Genomic DNA, 18,277 nt, shown 5'->3' with positions numbered 1-18,277 from the left:
CCCACGGGCACCAAACTTGGAACAGGCCGATTGCGGCGCCTGCGGAAGAGATAAAATTTCTCTTCCGCGCGCAGCGTTTGGGGAAGGGGCGATCTGCGGCTGCCTGGAGCTGCGCAGGCCTCAGCGCCGGAAATTCCCGCGAATCTGTGACTAAAACCGTTCAATGGGGCCTGACGAGCGCCTTCAGCCCGGAGCGACCCGCAACATCGGTCGCGCCTGTGTGACCATCGCGCCAGGGGCCACGTCTTCCAAAAGCCAGACGCCGCCGCCGATTACTGCGCCCTGGCCGACCGTAATCCGGCCAAGGATCGTCGCCCCGGCATAGATCACCACATCATCGCCGATCTGCGGATGGCGCGGCTGCCCTTTGATCAGCGCCCCGGTGCCATCGTCCTGGAAGCTCTTGGCGCCCAGCGTCACCTGTTGATAAAGCCGCACATTGCGCCCGATCACTGCCGTCTCACCGATCACCACACCGGTGCCGTGGTCGATGAAAAACGCCGGCCCGATTTTTGCGCCGGGATGGATGTCGATCCCGGTCACGGAATGCGAATGCTCGGCCATGATGCGGGCGATCATGCGGATGCCGGCGCGGCTCAGCTCATGCGCGATGCGGTGATGCAGGATCGCGGCCACACCGGGAAAGCAAAAGGCGACCTCGTCAAGGCTCATCGCGGAAGGGTCGCCCTGCCAGGCCGCCAGAATATCGGTGTCATGCAGATCGCGGATGATCACCAGCCGTTCAAGGAAGGCGCGGGACAGCGCCTCGCCCCGGGCATGTGACGCTGCCGCGTCGGCATCGGGGGCCAGCATCAGCTCGGTGATGACAAGATCGGCAAGGCGCAGACGGATCGAGGCCAGCATCTGCGCGATGAAGGTATCCGTGGCCTCGGGCGCGAGGTCCTGGGGGCCGAAATGGCGCGGGTAAAGCGTCGCAACGATGTCGTTCAGCAGTTCGATGATGGCGCGTTTCGAGGGCAGGCGCGGCGTCGGGCGCCCGTGATACCGCCGCTGCTGCGAGACGATGCGCAAAAGGCGCAGCCGTTCCGTCAGGCGGGCGATCAGCGCGGCATCATCCGCCGCCTGATCACCGATGGTTTCCCCCGGGGCTCCGTCCATCGAACTCTCCGTCACTGGCACTGTGCGCGCTGCGCCGGATGGCTAACGAATGTGACCCCCGCTGCCAATGGAAGGATCTTTTCTTCTTTGCGCCTTTGGGAGAAGGGATTTCTCCCGTCCCTCCGGGCCGAGCGCACGGGACCAGTCGGTCGGCGGGGCTGTTGCCCCGGCCAGCCGCCCGGGGCGCTGCAGGATCCGCAGTGCCCCGCCCGCGTTCAGCAGGCCCGCAATCTGCGGGCTGATCCGCTGCTGTGCACGCAATGTCGTCAGTCCCGGCAGGCCCGAGAGCAGGAACAGCCCGAAATGGAGATCATAAATCCCGACCCGCCACAAAAGCGGCGCCATGATCAGCCCGGCATCGCTTTCCGGCGCCGTCTGCGGGGCGAGGGGTTCCAGTGCGCGCAATTCCTGGCGCAGGGCGTAGATGGTCAGGTCCAGATCGGCCGGAAAGGCCGCAGGGTCGATCGCCGCCAGCTGCGCCTGGGCGGATTGCACGGCCCCGAGCACTGGCATGGCAGTTCCGGGCATATCCGGCAGCGCGGCGAGCAACGCAGCGCCATCATGCAAGGGTACCGGATCCGCATCGGGCGCTAAGAGCGCCGGCAGCGGGCCGCACTCATCGCGCAGGACAGGAAGCTGCCGCGCCCGCAGCACAAGCTGCACCGCATCGGCCAGGGTATGATCTGCCGGGGCGATCAGGCGCCAGGGTTTACTCATGGCGAGACGCTCCGACGGGGTTCGGAATCAAGGCGACGGCTCTCGCCGGTGGCCAGCGCGAGGCGGGCATTCCAGGCCGCAAAGCCTGCCACCAGGATCAGATCGGTGATTTCCTGATCGTCAAGCTTTTCCTCCTCCAGTGTCCAGAAGACCTGGCGGCTGGCCCTGACCGGGATCGCCGCCAGCGCCGAGGCTGCCGCGATCACGCCGCCAGAGCGGCCCCCGAGCGGGCTTGGCAGACCCTCTTCCAGCAGAACCTCGACCTCGCGCTTGCGCCTCAGGCCAGCAGCCGCGCGCCGGGCATGGGCGGCGGCGGTGAAGAAACAGCCGATGCGGCGCGCGACAGCGGTGGCCGCGAGATCGCGCTCCCCCTGGGCAAGCCCGGCGCCACGGCGGCGGGCGAGAAATTCCGCTGACGCTGTAAGGACGGGCCCCGCATCCCCGGCCAGCACGGCAGGCAGAAAGGCAACCGGCTCGGTCTCGACCGCCGGCACCTGGATTGGCGTCGGGAATGCCGCCTGCGCGGGTTTGCGGGGTCGCCATTCGTGGCGACGGCTGGTGAAACGGTCAGGCAGGCGGGACGCGGGCGGCTCAGCGGACGGTGCCCCGCAGGGGGCGAGGCCCTGGCCCGGAATCCCCGGTTCGGGCAGCAGCGGGTCAGCCATAGGCAAACCCGGCGGGCCGGTCCTGGCCGGTCGTGCCTGTGCGCTGCAAATGGCGTGCATGTGCATAAGCCCTGAGGCCGCTGACCACCGGGCTCAGCGCGCCGATCCAGGCAATCAGCCGGTTCAGAGCCAGCGTCTCGGCGGGCAGCCAGCCGGCCCGTTCCAGCGCTTCATCTGCCGCCGCAGTGATGTCGCGCGGGTGCAGCGTCACCAGATGTGCATGTTCCAGCGCCGCCGACAGGCGCGCCCCAAGGCGCAGCCGCAGCGGCGGATCGGCGCGCCAGGCCGGCCCGTCCAGATCCTCGGCCGAAAGCGGGCCGGGGGGCCAGGTTCCGTAAGGCCCGGGCAGAGCCGCGTTCTCCGCCTCTTCCGCGATCAGGAGGGCAAGCTCGCTGTCCGCCGCCTGAAGCAGCGCGTGAAGATGGGTGCTGACAGCCTCTTCGCCATGCAGATGCGCGGTGAAAGCGGCAATCGCCAGCGCCTCGGTTCGCGCGGCGCCGCTGTGACGCAAGAGATCCTGATACCCTGATTCAAGGCCTGCCAGCAATTCTGGCCGGTTGCGCAAGGCGCGCAGGATCGGGCTGCCCGGCGGCACCGCCGCCAGACGTTCGGCAAGGGTTGGCCGATGCAGCAAGGGTTCGTGGCGGGACATAGTTCTTCCTCTCGCATCCGGGAACAGGCGGGTCTGAGGACAGTCTCGCATAAACACGATAAAATAAGACGTGTTTATTTCGGGCGGGTGGAGAATAAGCGGGCGGCGAGGGCGGGTCTGCGGGGGAAATTCGCCCCTGGCGCGTGAGGAGCGCGCGCAAAGGACAGGGGCGCGGGAGAATCACCTTCCCCCGCGCCCCTTTCGCGTTGCGCCGTTTTCATCGATCTCAGTTCCAGTCGTGGCGCGGTGGTTTCACGCCATTCAGCGCCCAATTGCCCACGAGGTGATATTTCCAGCGCACCGGATCATGCAGCGTATGGACGCGCGCATTGCGCCAGTGGCGGTCAAAGGCGTGTTTTCGTAAGGAAGACCTGGTGCCGCCCAGCTCGAACAGCCGGTTGGTGGCTTCGATCGCAACCTCGGTGGTCAGCACCTTGGCCTTGGCCACTGCGACCGAGGCAAGGGCCACATTTTCCTCATCCGGCGCCGGTTTCGCGGCATCAAGCACCCGGCCCGCGCGCTCCAGCAATGCCTCGGCGGCGGATTGACGGATCTCGAGCTCCCCGATCCTGAGGATGGTCAGCGGGTCTTCCGAAGCGTGTTCGACCGCGGCATCGATCCAGGGTCGGGCCTGCTCGCGTACAAAGGCGATTGTGTCCTCCAGCGCGGCGCGCGCAATGCCCGCATCAATCGCCGCAGTGGTGATCTGCGCGAAAGGGCCGGCAAGGGTCGGGGATTCGTAGGATTTGTAACTCGGGATCAGGTTGAAATCCTGCACCCGCAGCCGTTCCAGCAGCACCGTGCCGCTGGACGTCGTGCGCTGGCCGATACTGTCCCAGTCATCGACCACCACGAGCCCCGGCGTCTCGCGCGGCACAAAAGCCAGCTGTGCGCGATCCTGATCATCCAGCGCCAGAACGCCGAGATAATGGGCGTATAGCGAGCCGGTGCAATAGCCCTTGCGGCCCTCGATCACATAGCCCTCGCCGTCGCGGGTGAGGCGGGTTTGCAGATCGGCCACGTTTTTGCCGCCGGTCTCAGACAGCGCATTGGCGAAGCGATGACCTTGCAGCACGAGGCCGAAATAATGCCGCTTCTGCTCTTCCGTCCCTTGCAGTCGCAGGTCTTCGAGGAGGCAGTAATGATTTTGCGGGATCTGCCCCAGCGATGGGTCCGCCGCCGAGATGATCGCGATCACTTCGGCCAGCGTCGCGTAAGACACCTCGGCCCCGCCATAGGCTTTGGGCACCTGGATGCCCCAAAGGCCCGAGTTCGAGAAATGGTCGACCACGTCGGCGGGGACCTGGCGGGTGGCATCTCGCTCTGCCGCGCCGGGACGCAGGAAGGCCGCGACCTCATGCGCGATCCGGATTGCCTCTGCATCATCGCGGATCACATGGGCGGCGGGCGGGTTGATCGGATAGCTCGCTGAAAGGGTCATGCTTTGGTCGCCTTCACATTGCCGCCATGGCCGCCGCCGCCAAAGACCGCAGGCGCGCCGAAGGACGGGCGCAGCGGAGCGGTCGCCGGTCTGATGTCAAGTTCGGGGAACAAAAGTTCCGCGACCGTATAGGCCTCTTCCAGATGCGGGTAACCCGAGGCGATCACGGTATCGATGCCGATCTCCTGGTATTCGCGCAGCCGTGCGGCAACCGTGGCGGGAGAGCCAACCAGCGCCGTGCCTGCGCCAGAGCGCACGAGGCCCACCCCCGCCCAGAGGTTCGGCGAGACCTCAAGCCGGTCACGGCGGCCCTCATGCAGGCGGCGCATCCGTTCCTGACCCACTGAATCCGACTGGGTTTTCTGCACCGCCTGGGCATTCGCGATGGTCTCATCCGAGAGGTGCGAGATCAGGCGGTCGGCGGCGGCCCAGGCTTCCTCATCGGTTTCACGCACGATGAAATGCAGTCGGATACCAAAGCTGACCTCGCGCCCCTTTGCCGCCGCCGCCGCGCGCACCGCTTTGATTTTCTCGGCCACCTGGGTCGGGGGCTCGCCCCAGGTCAGGTATTTCTCGACATAATCGCCGGCAAAATCATGAGCGGCCTCGGACGACCCCCCGAAATACAAAGGCGGGCGCGGCTCCTGGAAGGGCGGCAGGCCCAGCTTTGCATGATGGGCCTTGATATGTTTGCCGTCGAGATGCGCCTCGCCGGTTTCGAGCAGGCTGTTGAAGACGTCGAAGAACTCGCGCGCATGGGCATAGCGCTCGTCATGCGGCAGGAAGATGCCGTCCCCCGCCAGCTCTGCCGGCGCGCCGCCAACCACGATATTGAGCAAAAGCCGCCCGCGCGACAGCCGGTCGAGCGTCGAGGCCAGTCGCGCGTAATAGGCCGGTGACGCGGTGCCCGGGCGCACGGCGACAAGGAATTTCAGCCGTTCGGTATGGGCGGCAAGATCGGCCGCGAGGATGAAGCTTTCCTCGCAGGCGACCGAGGTTGGGATCAGTACGCCGGAATAGCCTAAGCCATCCGCCGCCCGGGCGATCTGGCGGAAGTAATCCGGGTCTCCTGGCCGCGCGCGCAGGTCGCTGCCCAGATAGGCGCCATCGCCGGAGGAAGGGATGAACCACAGGAAGTCCAGCGGTTTCTGCGGGTTGGTCATGTGAGGCTCCGGCGGGGTGATTGAGAAACTGTCTCCTGCCAGAGGTAACCCTGGCAGGAGACGGACGGCGCGCAGGCATGAGGAGGTCACGCGCCCCGTCTTTACGGGTTTGTATGCGCGCGAAGGCGTCAGAAGGCGGGGAAGATCTGGCCCTTGTAGCGGTCGAGGATGAACTGGCGGGTCTCGTCGCTGTTCAGCGCTTTGGCGAGGATTTTGATGCGCGGATCTTCGGTGTCACCGGGGCGGGTCACGAGATATTCGCTCCAGACGTTATGACCATCCTGGCCATTGTCGATGAACAGCGCCTTATCGATATCAAGACCGGCTTCGAAGACGTAGTTGCCGTTCAGCGCGCCCAGATCGACCTCATTGAGCGCGCGCGGCAGCAGCGCCGATTCCAGCTCGACGATATCGAGGTTTTTCGGGTTCTCGGTGATGTCCTTCAGCCCCGGCAGCGGGTCATCGGGCGAGGTCAGCGATTTGAATTCGCCCAGTTTGATCAGTCCCAGCTGTTGCAGGAGCAAGAGCCCGCGCCCGCCATTGACCGGGTCATTCGGGATCGCGACTTTCGCGCCGTCTTTCAGCTCATCCAGCGAGGAGATTTTGGTCGAATAGGCGACATAGGGCTCGATATGGACCGGCACGATGACGGTCAGATTGTCGCCGCGCTCGCGGTTCCATTCGTTGAGGAAGGGGCGATACTGGTAGTAATTGCCGTCAAGCTCGCCCGAAACCAGCTGCGCATTGGGCTGGATGTAATCGGTGAAGACGCGGATATCGAGGTCGATGCCTTCTTTCGCGACAATCGGTTTCACGAATTCGAGGATCTCGGCATGGGGGATGGCGGTGGCGCCGATCACCAGCTTTTCCTGTGCCTGACCCGCGCCTGCAAGGCCGAAGGCAGCGGCGGCGGCAAAGGCCAGGGTTTTCAGTTTTGACATAGAATTATCCTTTGGAATGAAGCGGTTCAGCGGCGCGTGAAACGGGTGACGAGGCTGTTCCCCGAGGCCTGGATCAACTGCACCAGCAAGATGAGGACCACGACGCAGACCAGCATGATCTCGGTCTGGAAGCGGTGATAGCCGTAGCGGATCGCCAGATCGCCTAGCCCGCCGCCACCGATGGCTCCCGACATCGCGGTGTAGTCGACAAGCACAATTGCGGTGACGGTGACGGCGGCGATCAGGCCGGGCAGGGCCTCGGGGAGGACAGCGCGAAAGATGGTCTGGGCAGGCGAAGCGCCCATTGCAAGGCTTGCCTCGATCACGCCGCGATCCACCTCACGAAGCGCGGTCTCCACAAGGCGTGCGAAGAAGGGCGAGGTGCCGATCACCAGCGGAAAGATCACGCCGCGAATGCCCAGCGAGGTGCCGGTGATCAGGACCGTGACCGGCATCAGGACGATCAGGAGAATGATGAATGGCACCGAGCGGATGATGTTCAGCACGAATGACAGCGCGCCATAGCCGATGGGCTTTGCGAAAGGCTGCCCCTTGCCGGTGACGAACAGCAGGATACCCAGCGGCAGTCCGATCAGCACCGTAAGTGTCAGCGAGATCCCGACCATGGTCAGGGTCTGGCCGAGCGCGGTGCCGATATCGGCCCAGTTGATCCGGTCAAACCACATGGAGATGCCTTTCGCGTTCCCCGCCACGTTCTGCAGCCGTCGGGCCGCCGCCGATCAGCTCGACCGTAACGCCCGAGGCGCGCAGGGCTGCCACCGCCGCCCCGCCATTGCCGCCGGACAAAGCCACCGCGAATTGCGCATAGGGTGTCGTGCGGATATGGCCGACACGGCCGCCGAGAATGGCGAAATCGCTGCCGAAATCGCGGGCGATGCGCCCGAGGATCGGCTGATGCGCCGTGGCACCGGTCAGGGTCAGCCGCAAGAGCTGGCCTGTCGCCTGTGTGGCGGGAACCGCATTGTCCCCCTCGGCCTCGCGCACCAGGGCGCGGGTCACGGGATGGGCGGGATGCAGGAAAACAGTCGTGACCGGGCCTTCCTCGACCACGCGGCCCTTTTCCAGTACCGCCACACGATCACAGGCGCGGCGGATCACCTCCATCTCATGAGTGATCATCACGATGGTGACGCCAAGCTCGCGGTTGATTTCCTGCAACAGATCCAGCACCTGGCCGGTGGTCTGCGGATCAAGTGCGCTGGTTGCCTCGTCGCATAAAAGCACCTTCGGGTCATTCGCCAGCGCGCGGGCGATGCCGACGCGCTGTTTCTGCCCCCCCGAAAGCTCGCGCGGGTATTTTTGCGCGTGATCCGCCAGGCCGACCCGATCCAGCAGGGCCGCGACTTTTGCCGTGATCTCGGCCCGGCTCAGCCGCCCGGCCAGCTCCAGCGGATATGCGACATTCTTTGCCACCGTCCGCCCGCTGAGCAGGTTGAAATGCTGGAACACCATGCCGATCGAGCGGCGCAGATCACTCAGCGCAGTTCCTTTCGCATCGGTGACCCGCGCGCCGTCAATCAGCACCTCGCCCGAGGAGGGGCGTTCAAGCAGGTTGATCAGCCGCACCAGTGTCGATTTCCCGGCGCCTGATGCCCCGATGATGCCGTAAATCTCGCCCCGACCGACCGAAAGGTCGATACCGTGCAGCGCAGGCGCCGCGCCGCGCTTTGAGGCAAAGCTCTTGGTGACTGCCTCGAGACGTATCATTCTGCGGCACTGCGCGCGGCGGCCTCGGCCAGTTTCACCGCCTCGATATCGCGGTAGCGTTCGGCCGGGTGGTTGACGGGCAGATAGGGGCCGGCGCCGAACAGCTTTTCGCGCAGGGTTCCGGCCTTATATTCGGTCGGATAGGCGCCGCGCTTTTGCAGCTCGGGCACAACCAGATCGACGACATCTTCAAACGAGCCCGGCGTTACCGCATAGGCGATGTTGAAGCCATCGACATCGGTTTCCGCGACCCAGTCCTGCAGGATATCCGCGATCTGCGCCGGAGAGCCGACAAAGACCGGCCCCTGGCCACCGATGCCGCCATATTTCGCCAGCTCATCCACGGTCCAGACCTTGTCCTTGCCGCCAAAGGCATCAAGCATGGAATGGATCGCATTGGTCTCAACCTTGCGGATCACTTCGCCGGGCTGGTAAGCGCCGAAATCGACCCCGCTCCAGCCCGACATGAAGACCAGCGAGCCTTCATATGAGATGTATTTGCTGTAATCCTCGAATTTGGCGCGGGCCTTTTCCTCGGTTTCATCGGTGATGATCGTGATCAGTGTATAGACATAGATCTGCTTTGGGTCGCGGCCCTCTGCCGCCGCGCGGGCCCGGATATCGGCGACATAGTCTTTCAGCAGCGCCTTTGACGGCGCGCCGACGAAGACGCATTCCGCATGGGCCGCCGCGAAGGCCTTGCCCGGGCCCGAGGCCCCGGCCTGGTAGATCAGCGGCGTGCGTTGCGGCGACGGTTCGGTCAGCCCGTAACCTGGCACCTCGAAATATTTGCCCTTATGGCCGATCTCATGGACTTTGGCCGGATCGGCGAAAACGCGGCCTTCGGCGTCTTTGACAACCGCGCCTTCCTCCCAGCTGCCTTCCAGCAGCTTGTAGATCACCTCGAGATATTCCGAGGCGACCTCATAGCGGTTGTCGTGCTTTTTCAACCCGCCCTGACCGATGTTTTTCGCCCCGCTCTCCAGGTAAGAGGTCACGATGTTCCAGCCGACACGGCCCTTTGAGTGGTGATCCGCCGTCGCGATACGGCGGGCGAAAGTATAGGGGTGCTCAAATGAGGTGGAGGCGGTGATCCCGATCCCCAGATGCTCGGTCGCAAGCGCAATCGGCGCGGCGAGCTGGATCGGGTCATTCACCGGGATCTGGGCGCCATTCCGGATCGCGCCCTCATTATTCCCTTTATAGACATCGTAATATCCGATCACATCGGCGATGAAGATGCCGTCGAACACGCCGCGTTCCAGCGTGCGGGCCAGATCCTGCCAGTAGTCGAGATCCTTGTATTTTATCGACCGGTCGGTCGGATGCGCCCAGAGACCGGGCGACTGATGGCCGACGCAGTTCATGTCAAAGGCGTTGAAGCGGATCTGGCGGGTCATCTTGCAGTCTCTCATCTGATCGGCGGTCGGATCGGCAGGGAGATGCCGGGCAGCCGGTTAAACACGACATGTTGTGCCGTGATTACCGCGCCTGAGGGGCCGGAGGCGATTCCAAAGCCCGGCCCCCAAAGAGAAGGATCTCCTGGCGGGGCCGCCCCGTGCAGCCTGGATTTTCTTTGTCACAGGCAAGGATTTGACAGGGGTCTTATGACTTTCAAAGGGTTATGCCAAATCGGCGCGGCCAGAGACTCATGGCTGATTTTTCGCGCTACCAGGCGGCTTCCGCCTGATTTTGACCTGCAAAGGGAAAGGGCATTCCCTGTCAGGAGATTAGTTTTCTCTGGCAGAGGGGGGTAACAGGGGCTGTATTCTGCGCAGAAAAGGCCTTTGGAATGGCCGGAGGGCCGCTGCTCCTCGTATAAATCAATCATATATCTGACGGGCTGCACCCCTCAGGCCATAGCCCACACCGCCCCCACATCGCCCAGGAAGTCGCGACATGAGCCACCCGATCGAGGATACCCCGCCCCGTCAGGCCAACCCTCCCGCCAGCCCTGAGATCTTCTGGTTCCTGCCGACCTCGGGCGATACGCGCTATCTGGGCACTTCGGATTTCAGCCGCCCACCCGAGAATGGCTATATCCGCCAGATCGCGATCACCGCGGACCGGCTGGGCTATGACGGGCTTTTGATCCCCACGGGCGCAAGCTGCCAGGACCCCTGGGTGACAGCGGCGAGCCTGATTGCCGAGACGAAGCAGATCAAGCTTCTGGTCGCTTTGCGCACCTCGATCATGGGGCCGACGGCCTCGGCGCGCCAGGCGGCGACGCTGGATCAGGCACTTGGCGGCCGGCTTTTGCTGAATGTGGTGCCGGGCGGCGATGCGACCGAGCTTGCGGCGGATGGCGTCTTTCTGAAACATGACGAGCGTTACGAGGCCGCGGATGAATTTCTGACCGTCTGGCGCCGGATCCTCGCGACCGATGCGCCGGTCTCGTTCAAGGGCAAGCATCTCAGCGTCGAGAACGCGCGGAATTTCCACCCTCCGGTGCAGCGGCCCTATCCGCCTTTGTATTTCGGAGGATCCTCGCCGGCAGCGCATGATCTCGCCGGGAAACATGTCGATGCCTATCTGACCTGGGGCGAGCCACCCGAAGCCGTGGCGGAAAAGATCGCCGATGTGCGGGCGCGGGCTGCAAAGCACGGGCGTCAGGTCCGGTTTGGCGTGCGCCTGCATGTGATCGCGCGCGAGACCGAAGAGGAGGCCTGGGCCGATGCCGACCGGCTGATCTCGCATCTCTCGGATGAGGATATCGCGGCCTCCCAAGCCAATATGGCCAGGATGGACAGCCATGGCCAGGCCCGGATGCAGGCGCTGCATGGCGGGCGGCGCGACCGGCTGGTGGTGGGGCCAAACCTCTGGGCCGGGGTTGGCCTTGTGCGCGGCGGGGCTGGCACGGCTTTGGTCGGCAACCCGCAGCAGATTGTCGAGCGGCTGCGCGAATATCAGGCGCTCGGGGTCGATACATTCGTGCTGTCGGGCTATCCGCATCTGGAAGAGTCCATCCGTTTTGCCGAACTGGTCTTCCCGCTTCTGGGCAAGTCTGCCGTGACCGAGCGCAGCGCCCAGACCGGCGGGGCCTTTGACATCCGCGCGCGCGCTTCGGCCAGCTGAGAGGGGCGCTGAAATGACCGAACAGCGCCCGATCACCGCCCCTGAAGGGCGGCATGTCGCCATCGTGGGGGCCGGGCTTTCCGGATCGGCGCTGGCCTGGCATCTGGCCCGGCTGAGCCCCGACGACACATTGCGCATCACCCTGATTGATCCGAGGCCCGAGCCTGGCAGGGGGCTCGCCTATTCTACGCCCGACCCGGACCACCGTCTGAACGTGCCGCATGTGAAGATGACACTCGACACGTCTGAGCCGGATCACTATGCGCGCTGGCTGGCATCAGACGCCGCGCCTGCCTTTACGGCGGACGCGCTGCGCCCTGACGGTGCGATTTTCACACCGCGTGCGGTGTTTGGCGCCTATGTGCTGGCCCATTTGCAACCCTTTCTCGATGCCGGTCGGATCGTGCATTTGCAAAGCCGGGCCGTCAGCGCCACGCGCGCCGCTGGTCGCTGGCAGATCGGGCTTGAGGACGGGCGCGTGATCCTGGCTGACGAAATGGTGCTCGCGGCAACCCATCCCGGCCCCGGCCTGCCGCGCGGGCTCGAAGCCCTCGCCGGGACGTCCGCGCTGATCGCCGACCCCTATCTGCCCGCTGCGCTGGACGGGATCGGCCCTGAGGAAGAGCTGCTGATCATCGGCTCGGGCCTGACCGGCGCCGATATTGTTGCAAGCCTGACGCGGCGCAATCACAAGGGGCGGATCCGGCTTTTATCGCGATCAGGGCGGCGCTCGCAGCCGCATGGGCCGGTCCAGGACGAGAGCCGCGCCGATTTCACCCTTGATCCGCCGGGCACGGCACTGGCGCTTTTGCGCCGTATCCGGGCTGAGCTGGTCATTGCCGCAAAGGCCGGGCTGACCTGGCATCCGGTCTTTGACCGCCTGCGAGGCCAGGGCCCGCAGATCTGGGCCGCGCTGCCGCTGCCCGAGCGCCGGCGGCTCTTGCGCCATCTGCGCGGGCTCTGGGATATCCACCGCTTTCGCATTGCACCGCAGACCCATGCAAGCCTGCTCGCAGCCGAGCGGTCAGGCCAGCTGGTCGCGCTGGCCGGCCGCGTGACGGGGCTTGAGCGTGAGGGCGCGCGGCTGCGCATCCGCCTGCGGCTGCGCCGGGGCGGCGCGCTGTGCGTCACAGCGGATCGGGTGATCCTTGCCACCGGACCGGCACATGGGGCGGTCACCGCGACCAACCCGCTTTACGCCGATCTTGCGCATCAGGGGCTGATTGCGGTCGATCCGCTGGGGCTTGGGCTTTCGGCGACGCCGGAGGGTGAAGCGATTGATGCATACGGTCAGCCGCAAAGCGATCTTCTGATCGCCGGACCGCTGGCCCGCGCCGCCGTGGGCGAGCTGATGGGAGTTCCCGAAGTGACCGCCTGGGCCGAGAAGCTGGCGGCAAAGCTGGCACAGGCGCCGGTCCCCGCCTGACCAAAGCCCCTGCCTGATCACGGCTGGATCTGAAAACGCCCCGGAGCTCCGGGGCGTTTTGCGATTTAAAGGGTCAGTTCCAGGGATGGCGCGGCGGGTTGACGCCATTCAGGTAGTAATTGCCGACATGGTAGAATTTCCAGCGCACCGGATCATGCAACGTATGAGTGCGGGCATTGCGCCAATGCCGGTCCAGCGCATGCTGCGCCAGCGTCGAGCGGGTGCCGCCCAATTCAAACAGCTTATTGGTCGCGTCAATTGCGACCTGAGTGGTCAGCACCTTGGCCTCGGCGGTCTTAATGGTCGCGTCTGTCACGTTTTCTTCCGTCGGATCGGCAAGGCCCCGGTCGATGGCGCGTCCGGCGATCTCGAGCAGCGCATCGGCGGCGTGAAGGTGGATCTTCAGCGTGCCAATGGCCTGAATCGTATAGGGATCCTCGCCCGCAGTCTCTTTGCCGCTGTCGATCCAGGGCCGGCTTTGGGTGGTCACAAAGCGGATCGTCTCGTCAATCGCGTTGCGCGCGATACCGGCATCAATCGCAGCCTGAATGATCTGCGAGATCGGCCCCTGTACCGTCGGCACCACCGAAACATCCTGGAGTTTGACCGCGCGCGCCTTCGGCACCCGCACATTCTCCAGCCGGACCGAACCGGATCCGGTGGTGCGCTGGCCAAAGCTTGACCAGTTATTGGTGATCGTCAGCCCTTTGGTTTCGCGGTCGGCAAAGACGAGATATGCGCCGTCATCCCCGATCGCAACGATTGGCACGATATGCGACAGGAGCGCGCCGGTGGTGTAGAACTTCTCGCCATTCACCACCGCCTCGTCGCCCTCGAAACTGACGCGGGTCTTGAAATCGACCACGGTCTTGCCGCCGAATTCCGAGAAGGCATTGCCAAAGCGCAGCCCCTGCAACGCCCAGCCAAAGATCTCACGTTTTTCGGCATCGGTTGCGTCAATATCGATCAGCCCGAGAATGGCGATATGGTTCTGCGCGATCTGCGCCACCGACGGATCGCCCGAGGCGACAATCGCGATCACCTTCGCAAGTGTGGCATAGGACAGGCCCGGTCCGCCATATTCCTTCGGCACGATGATCGACCAGATGCCACTTTGCGAATAGAGATCCAGCTCGCGCAGCGGCAAAAGCCCCTCGCGGTCGCGAAGCGCAGCATCCTTGGCCAGCTCTGCCGCCAGCTCTGTCGCGACGCGGATCGCATCGGCCTCGTCTTTCAGCACATAGGCCGGCTCGGACGGGCGCGGGCGAGCGGGCACCGGGTCATCGGAATTGACACGCGGATGCAGGCTATAGTCGATCTGGTTCCCGGTCAGAGAGCCCATGGCGGTTCCTTTTCACAGCAGGGTCCGGACCCGATGCCAGATAAGGGCAAATGGCCAAGACATTGATATGTCAATAATTTGCTGATGAAATTTGCCCGTAATCCGGGTATCGGGCAAGCCGTGCCCGTTCTTTTCCGCGCGCCTGCGCGGGCGGTTTCTTCTTTGCTCCGGCCCGCTGCGAGAGAGTTGTTTCCCTCGCAGCGTCCGATGGTGAATCAGTCTGGGCGCGCCGGCTCAGATCGCCTGGTCATGGGACGGCTTGTCCCAGAGATTAACGCCGCCATCGACCGCATGGAGGTCGATTTCCGCCAGCTCTTCCGGGCTGAAATCCAGGTTGTCCAGCGCCGCGACATTTTCCGCAACCTGTGCCGCCGTGGAAGCCCCGATCAGGGTCGAGGTCACACGCGGATCGCGCAGGACCCAGGCCAGCGCCAGCTGCGCAAGGCTCTGGCCACGCCGTTTCGCGATTTCATTCAGTGCGCGCGCGCGGGCGAGGTTTTCGTCGCTCAGATGTTCAGGGCGCAGCGAGCCGCCGCCCGCCCGGTTCACCCGCGCATCTTCGGGGATGCCGTTCAGATATTTGCCGGTCAAAAGCCCCTGCGCCAGGGCGGTGAAGGCGATGATGCCGGTGCCGGTCTCTTCAACGGTGTCGAGAAGATCCTTTTCAATCCAGCGGTTGAACAGGTTGTAAGACGGCTGGTTGATCAGAAGCGGCACCTGGCGGTCGCGCAGAAGCGCCGCCATCTCGCGGGTTTTTGCGCCGGAATAGGACGAGACGCCGACATAAAGCGCCTTGCCCTGTTTCACCGCCGTCGCCAGCGCATCCGCCGTCTCTTCCAGCGGGGTTTTTGCGTCGAACCGGTGCGAATAGAAGATGTCGACATAATCAACGCCCAGCCGTTTCAGGCTCTGATCGAGGCTCGACAACACGTATTTACGTGAGCCGCCGCCCTGACCGTAAGGCCCCGGCCACATATCCCAGCCGGCCTTGGTCGAGATGATCAGTTCATCGCGATGCGCCGCCAGATCCTCGCGCAGGATACGGCCGAAATTGATCTCGGCCGCGCCATAGGGAGGGCCGTAATTATTGGCGAGATCGAAATGGGTGATGCCGTGATCAAAGGCGCTGAAGACGATCTCGCGCTGTGTCTCAAGCGGGGTTGTATCGCCAAAATTATGCCAGAGCCCCAGCGAAAGCGCCGGCAGTTGCAGCCCGCTTTTGCCGGTATAGCGGTATTTCGCACGGTTGTTGTCATAGCGGTCAGCGGCGGGGATATAGCTCATCTCGGGCTCCGGAGATCTGCGGCCATTTGCACCGCCCTGCACAGCCAGGACCGGGCAAATGTCGGTTTACATATCACGGCCATTCCTAGCGCTCCGGACCCGCAATGGCTATTGGTTTTGACGCCTCCCGGTGCGAAAGCTGCATCTTCGCGCGCGCCGACACGGGCTCGTCCGGCTTTATGGAAGGCAACAAGAAAGATGCGGAACTGCAACCTGCGCCGGTTGTAGCGCACGCCGCTTTCGCCGACTGCTTTTGGGGGGCAGATGTAGCGCGCCCTGTCCTGAACCGGAGCGGGGGGCTGGTACGGCGCGGGGATCATCCTTAGAAACCGCATAGCCCGGAAACGAAAGCGCGACACAGCCGGATTGCGGCGTTCATTTCGAACGGGGATGGAGATAGTTCTGATGCCTGACCACACCATCATCGTCCCGGCCGGCCCGTTTCGGTTTGTCGCTCTGGATGTCGAGACGGCCAATTCGGATCCTGCGAGCATTTGCCAGATCGGCATTGCCGGTGTCGGACAGGACGGTTCGGTGACCGTGTTCAGCACTCTGGTCGATCCGGTGCAGCGGTTTTCGGGGTTCAACGTGCAACTGCACGGGATCGGACCTGACCACGTGGCGGGTGCCCCGAGATTCCCCGAGGTGCTGCCGCTGATTTCACCGCTTCTTCAGGCGCATCTCATCATTCAGCACAGCACCTTTGACAGCAGGGCCATCAGTGGCGCATGCCGCGCCGGGGGGCTTCCAGATCCTGGCTGGCAATGGGCGAACAGTGTGACGATCGCCCGCCGGGCCTGGCCGGAATTCTGTGGCAATGGCGGACATGGCCTTGGCCATCTGAAAAAGGCGCTGACGCTTGATTTTGCCCATCATGATGCCGGCGAGGATGCCAAGGCTGCGGCACTGGTTGTCCTGCGGGCCGAGGCAAAGACCGGAATGTCGCTGGAAGACCTGATTGCGCCGCCGCGCAGGCCCCCGGCCCGCAGGCCCGGGAGCCTCAGCTCCAGGCAGGAAATCAAGGTGGTGCAAGCCTGACAGCAGAGCTGGCAGGGGGCAGAAAGCCTCTTTGGCGCCGTTGAACATGACGGATTTTGACCCTGCCAAAACGGAAAGCTCCAGCTCCGGCGGCGGCATTGCGAGGTCAGAGAACAGGAGGGCGGCGCACTTCCCTTCCATCGGGCGGCCTGACGCCTGAGCCCATAGAGCGCGATGCGCCGGACATCGCTCCGATCAGCCAAGCTCTCTCGCACGCAACCTCGCCTGAGAATCCCATGCCCGCGTCTCTCATCGCCTATGCGGCCGCCCTCGCGATTGCCCGCCGCGCCTGGGGGCGCCTTCAGGACCCCCGAGCGGCTTGGGGCCGGCATGGTTCGGCCCCCAAAAGCCGATGATCGAAAATGCTACCCGCCCATCTGGTGTCTGCAAGGCTTTGGCCTTCGGGCGCGAACCGGGGTGATGAGGGCGTATGCGCTTTCCCCCGTCAATATGGCAATCCAGGACCAGATGCCTTCACCCTGCAACTGTTTCCCGCCTGTCCCAATGGCGGGGCCCCGATGAAGAGGGGGGAGACTGCACACACAGCTAATCTGATCGGGCGGTAAAAATTTATGCGGCAGAGGGGCTGTCTCTTGCACGAGACGCATGGCAATAGACGAAACCGTTGACTTGCGGGCCTGGGGCTCTCACCACTGGACAAAGCAACAGGATCAGCCACAGGGGGCCATCATGACCAGGGATCTTCGTCTTTCACGCCGCTTTCTTCTGCAATCGGGGATGATCCTCGGTGCGTCCTCGCTGCCTTTGCTGCGGCCAGCCTATGCGGCAACGCCGGTCAGGGTCGCGGGCGTGCATGGCTCGCCGGTGGAAAACGCCTGGAATTCGGTGCTGCATAAGGCGCTTCTGGAAGCGGCAGCTGATGGCACCATCGAATACACCTTCTCCGAAGGGATTTCGGCCACCGACTACCCGCGCGCGATGCGGGAATATGCCGAAGCCGGCAATCAGCTGATCATCGGCGAGACCTTCCCGGTCGAACGTCAGGGCCGCGAAGTCGCCGCCGATTACCCGGATACCGCCTTTGCCATGGGCTCGTCCGGCGGGCCGGAAGGGGATAATTTCGGCACATTCGGCACCTGGAATTATGACGGCGCCTATCTCGCGGGCATGCTTGCAGGCAAGATGACAAAGTCGAATGTGGTGGGGTCCGTCGGTGCCATCCCGATCCCGGAAATCAACCTTCTGATCAATGCCTTCGCCGAAGGCGTCAAGGCGGTGAACCCCGAGGCGAAACATCTTGTCGCCTGGATCGGCACCTTCTTTGACCCGCCGAAAGCCCGCGAGGCCGGGCTTGCGATGATCGATGCCGGCGCGGATATCCTCTTTGGCGAACGGATCGGCACGGCGGATGCCGCCAAAGAACGTGGCGTCAAGGCCGTCGGCTCGCTGATCGACTATACGCCGATGTATCCCGACACGGTTTTCGCCAATGCGCTCTGGGGCTTCCGTCCGATCCTGAATGCGATTGTGGCCGACGTAGCGGCGGGCAATCCGACCGGCAAGGATTATACCCCCTTTGGCCTGATGAAAGAGGGCGGCAGCGATATTTCCTATGTGGCCGGTGTGGCGCCTTCCGAGGCAGAGGCCGAGATGGAGAAGGTCCGGGCCGAGATCAAGGCCGGCAGTTTCACCGTGCCGCAAAACTTCGACGAGCCGAAGTAAGCC

General features: G+C 64.0%; 16 protein-coding genes. 4 read left to right on the top strand and 12 right to left on the bottom strand.

Annotated features, from left to right (window positions below):
- Positions 1 to 183 precede the first annotated feature (183 nt).
- From AC4FS3_RS09070 to AC4FS3_RS09025, 10 genes are all read right to left on the bottom strand, one after another.
- Positions 184 to 1,119, bottom strand: coding sequence for a serine O-acetyltransferase (locus AC4FS3_RS09070; RefSeq protein WP_491020274.1), 936 nt, complete (start codon positions 1,117 to 1,119; stop codon positions 184 to 186).
- 42 nt (positions 1,120 to 1,161) lie between these two features.
- Positions 1,162 to 1,836 carry a hypothetical protein gene (locus tag AC4FS3_RS09065; RefSeq protein ID WP_491020273.1) on the bottom strand — a complete coding sequence of 225 codons (675 nt, stop codon included), beginning with the start codon at positions 1,834 to 1,836 and terminating at the stop codon, positions 1,162 to 1,164.
- Positions 1,833 to 2,501: a carboxymuconolactone decarboxylase family protein gene (locus AC4FS3_RS09060; RefSeq protein ID WP_491020272.1), complete on the bottom strand. Its 669-nt coding sequence runs from the start codon at positions 2,499 to 2,501 to the stop codon at positions 1,833 to 1,835. Before AC4FS3_RS09060 ends, AC4FS3_RS09065 begins: the two co-directional genes overlap by 4 nt.
- Complete coding sequence (locus tag AC4FS3_RS09055) at positions 2,494 to 3,153, bottom strand: carboxymuconolactone decarboxylase family protein (protein WP_491020271.1); 660 nt, start codon at positions 3,151 to 3,153, stop codon at positions 2,494 to 2,496. The genes AC4FS3_RS09060 and AC4FS3_RS09055 overlap by 8 nt, the downstream gene beginning before the upstream one ends.
- 226 nt (positions 3,154 to 3,379) lie before the next feature.
- Positions 3,380 to 4,594, bottom strand: a complete 1,215-nt coding sequence (locus AC4FS3_RS09050; protein ID WP_491020270.1) for an SfnB family sulfur acquisition oxidoreductase — start codon at positions 4,592 to 4,594, stop codon at positions 3,380 to 3,382.
- Positions 4,591 to 5,757, bottom strand: coding sequence for an FMNH2-dependent alkanesulfonate monooxygenase (gene ssuD / locus AC4FS3_RS09045; RefSeq protein WP_491020269.1), 1,167 nt, complete (start codon positions 5,755 to 5,757; stop codon positions 4,591 to 4,593). Before ssuD (AC4FS3_RS09045) ends, AC4FS3_RS09050 begins: the two co-directional genes overlap by 4 nt.
- A 128-nt stretch (positions 5,758 to 5,885) precedes the next feature.
- Positions 5,886 to 6,698, bottom strand: coding sequence for a MetQ/NlpA family ABC transporter substrate-binding protein (locus AC4FS3_RS09040; RefSeq protein WP_491020268.1), 813 nt, complete (start codon positions 6,696 to 6,698; stop codon positions 5,886 to 5,888).
- A gap of 26 nt (positions 6,699 to 6,724) precedes the next feature.
- On the bottom strand, positions 6,725 to 7,384 hold the full coding sequence (locus tag AC4FS3_RS09035; protein WP_491020267.1) for a methionine ABC transporter permease: 660 nt from the start codon (positions 7,382 to 7,384) through the stop codon (positions 6,725 to 6,727).
- Entirely contained in the window at positions 7,374 to 8,426 is a 1,053-nt protein-coding gene (locus AC4FS3_RS09030) for a methionine ABC transporter ATP-binding protein (RefSeq protein WP_283178944.1), read from the bottom strand. The genes AC4FS3_RS09035 and AC4FS3_RS09030 overlap by 11 nt, the downstream gene beginning before the upstream one ends.
- Positions 8,423 to 9,826 (bottom strand): LLM class flavin-dependent oxidoreductase, encoded by a 1,404-nt coding sequence (locus AC4FS3_RS09025; protein ID WP_491020266.1) that lies wholly within the window; start codon positions 9,824 to 9,826, stop codon positions 8,423 to 8,425. The genes AC4FS3_RS09030 and AC4FS3_RS09025 overlap by 4 nt, the downstream gene beginning before the upstream one ends.
- 499 nt (positions 9,827 to 10,325) lie before the next feature.
- Here AC4FS3_RS09025 and ssuD (AC4FS3_RS09020) point away from each other — a divergent pair, with 499 nt between their 5' ends.
- Complete coding sequence (ssuD, locus tag AC4FS3_RS09020; protein WP_491020265.1) at positions 10,326 to 11,501, top strand: FMNH2-dependent alkanesulfonate monooxygenase; 1,176 nt, start codon at positions 10,326 to 10,328, stop codon at positions 11,499 to 11,501.
- Between the two features lie 13 nt (positions 11,502 to 11,514).
- Positions 11,515 to 12,927, top strand: coding sequence for an FAD/NAD(P)-binding protein (locus AC4FS3_RS09015; protein ID WP_491020264.1), 1,413 nt, complete (start codon positions 11,515 to 11,517; stop codon positions 12,925 to 12,927).
- A 73-nt stretch (positions 12,928 to 13,000) separates the two neighbouring features.
- On the opposite strand, the gene AC4FS3_RS09010 is transcribed toward AC4FS3_RS09015, so the two are convergent.
- Together AC4FS3_RS09010 and mgrA are read right to left on the bottom strand one after the other, a co-directional pair.
- Complete coding sequence (locus tag AC4FS3_RS09010; RefSeq protein ID WP_491020263.1) at positions 13,001 to 14,269, bottom strand: SfnB family sulfur acquisition oxidoreductase; 1,269 nt, start codon at positions 14,267 to 14,269, stop codon at positions 13,001 to 13,003.
- Between the two features lie 234 nt (positions 14,270 to 14,503).
- On the bottom strand, positions 14,504 to 15,553 hold the full coding sequence (gene mgrA, locus AC4FS3_RS09005; RefSeq protein WP_491020262.1) for an L-glyceraldehyde 3-phosphate reductase: 1,050 nt from the start codon (positions 15,551 to 15,553) through the stop codon (positions 14,504 to 14,506).
- A gap of 405 nt (positions 15,554 to 15,958) precedes the next feature.
- Between mgrA and AC4FS3_RS09000 the strand changes: the two genes are divergently transcribed.
- Positions 15,959 to 16,591, top strand: coding sequence for a 3'-5' exonuclease (locus AC4FS3_RS09000; protein WP_491020261.1), 633 nt, complete (start codon positions 15,959 to 15,961; stop codon positions 16,589 to 16,591).
- 690 nt (positions 16,592 to 17,281) lie between these two features.
- A complete protein-coding gene (locus AC4FS3_RS08995) occupies positions 17,282 to 18,274 on the top strand; it encodes a BMP family protein (protein WP_491020260.1) in 993 nt (330 codons plus the stop codon).
- Positions 18,275 to 18,277: the final 3 nt, after the last annotated feature.

It is taken from the genome of Pseudogemmobacter sp. TB195 (genome assembly GCF_058313095.1).
The sequence above is the reverse complement of the archived record's forward strand: the minus strand, read 5'-3'. Positions and strand labels throughout refer to the sequence as shown.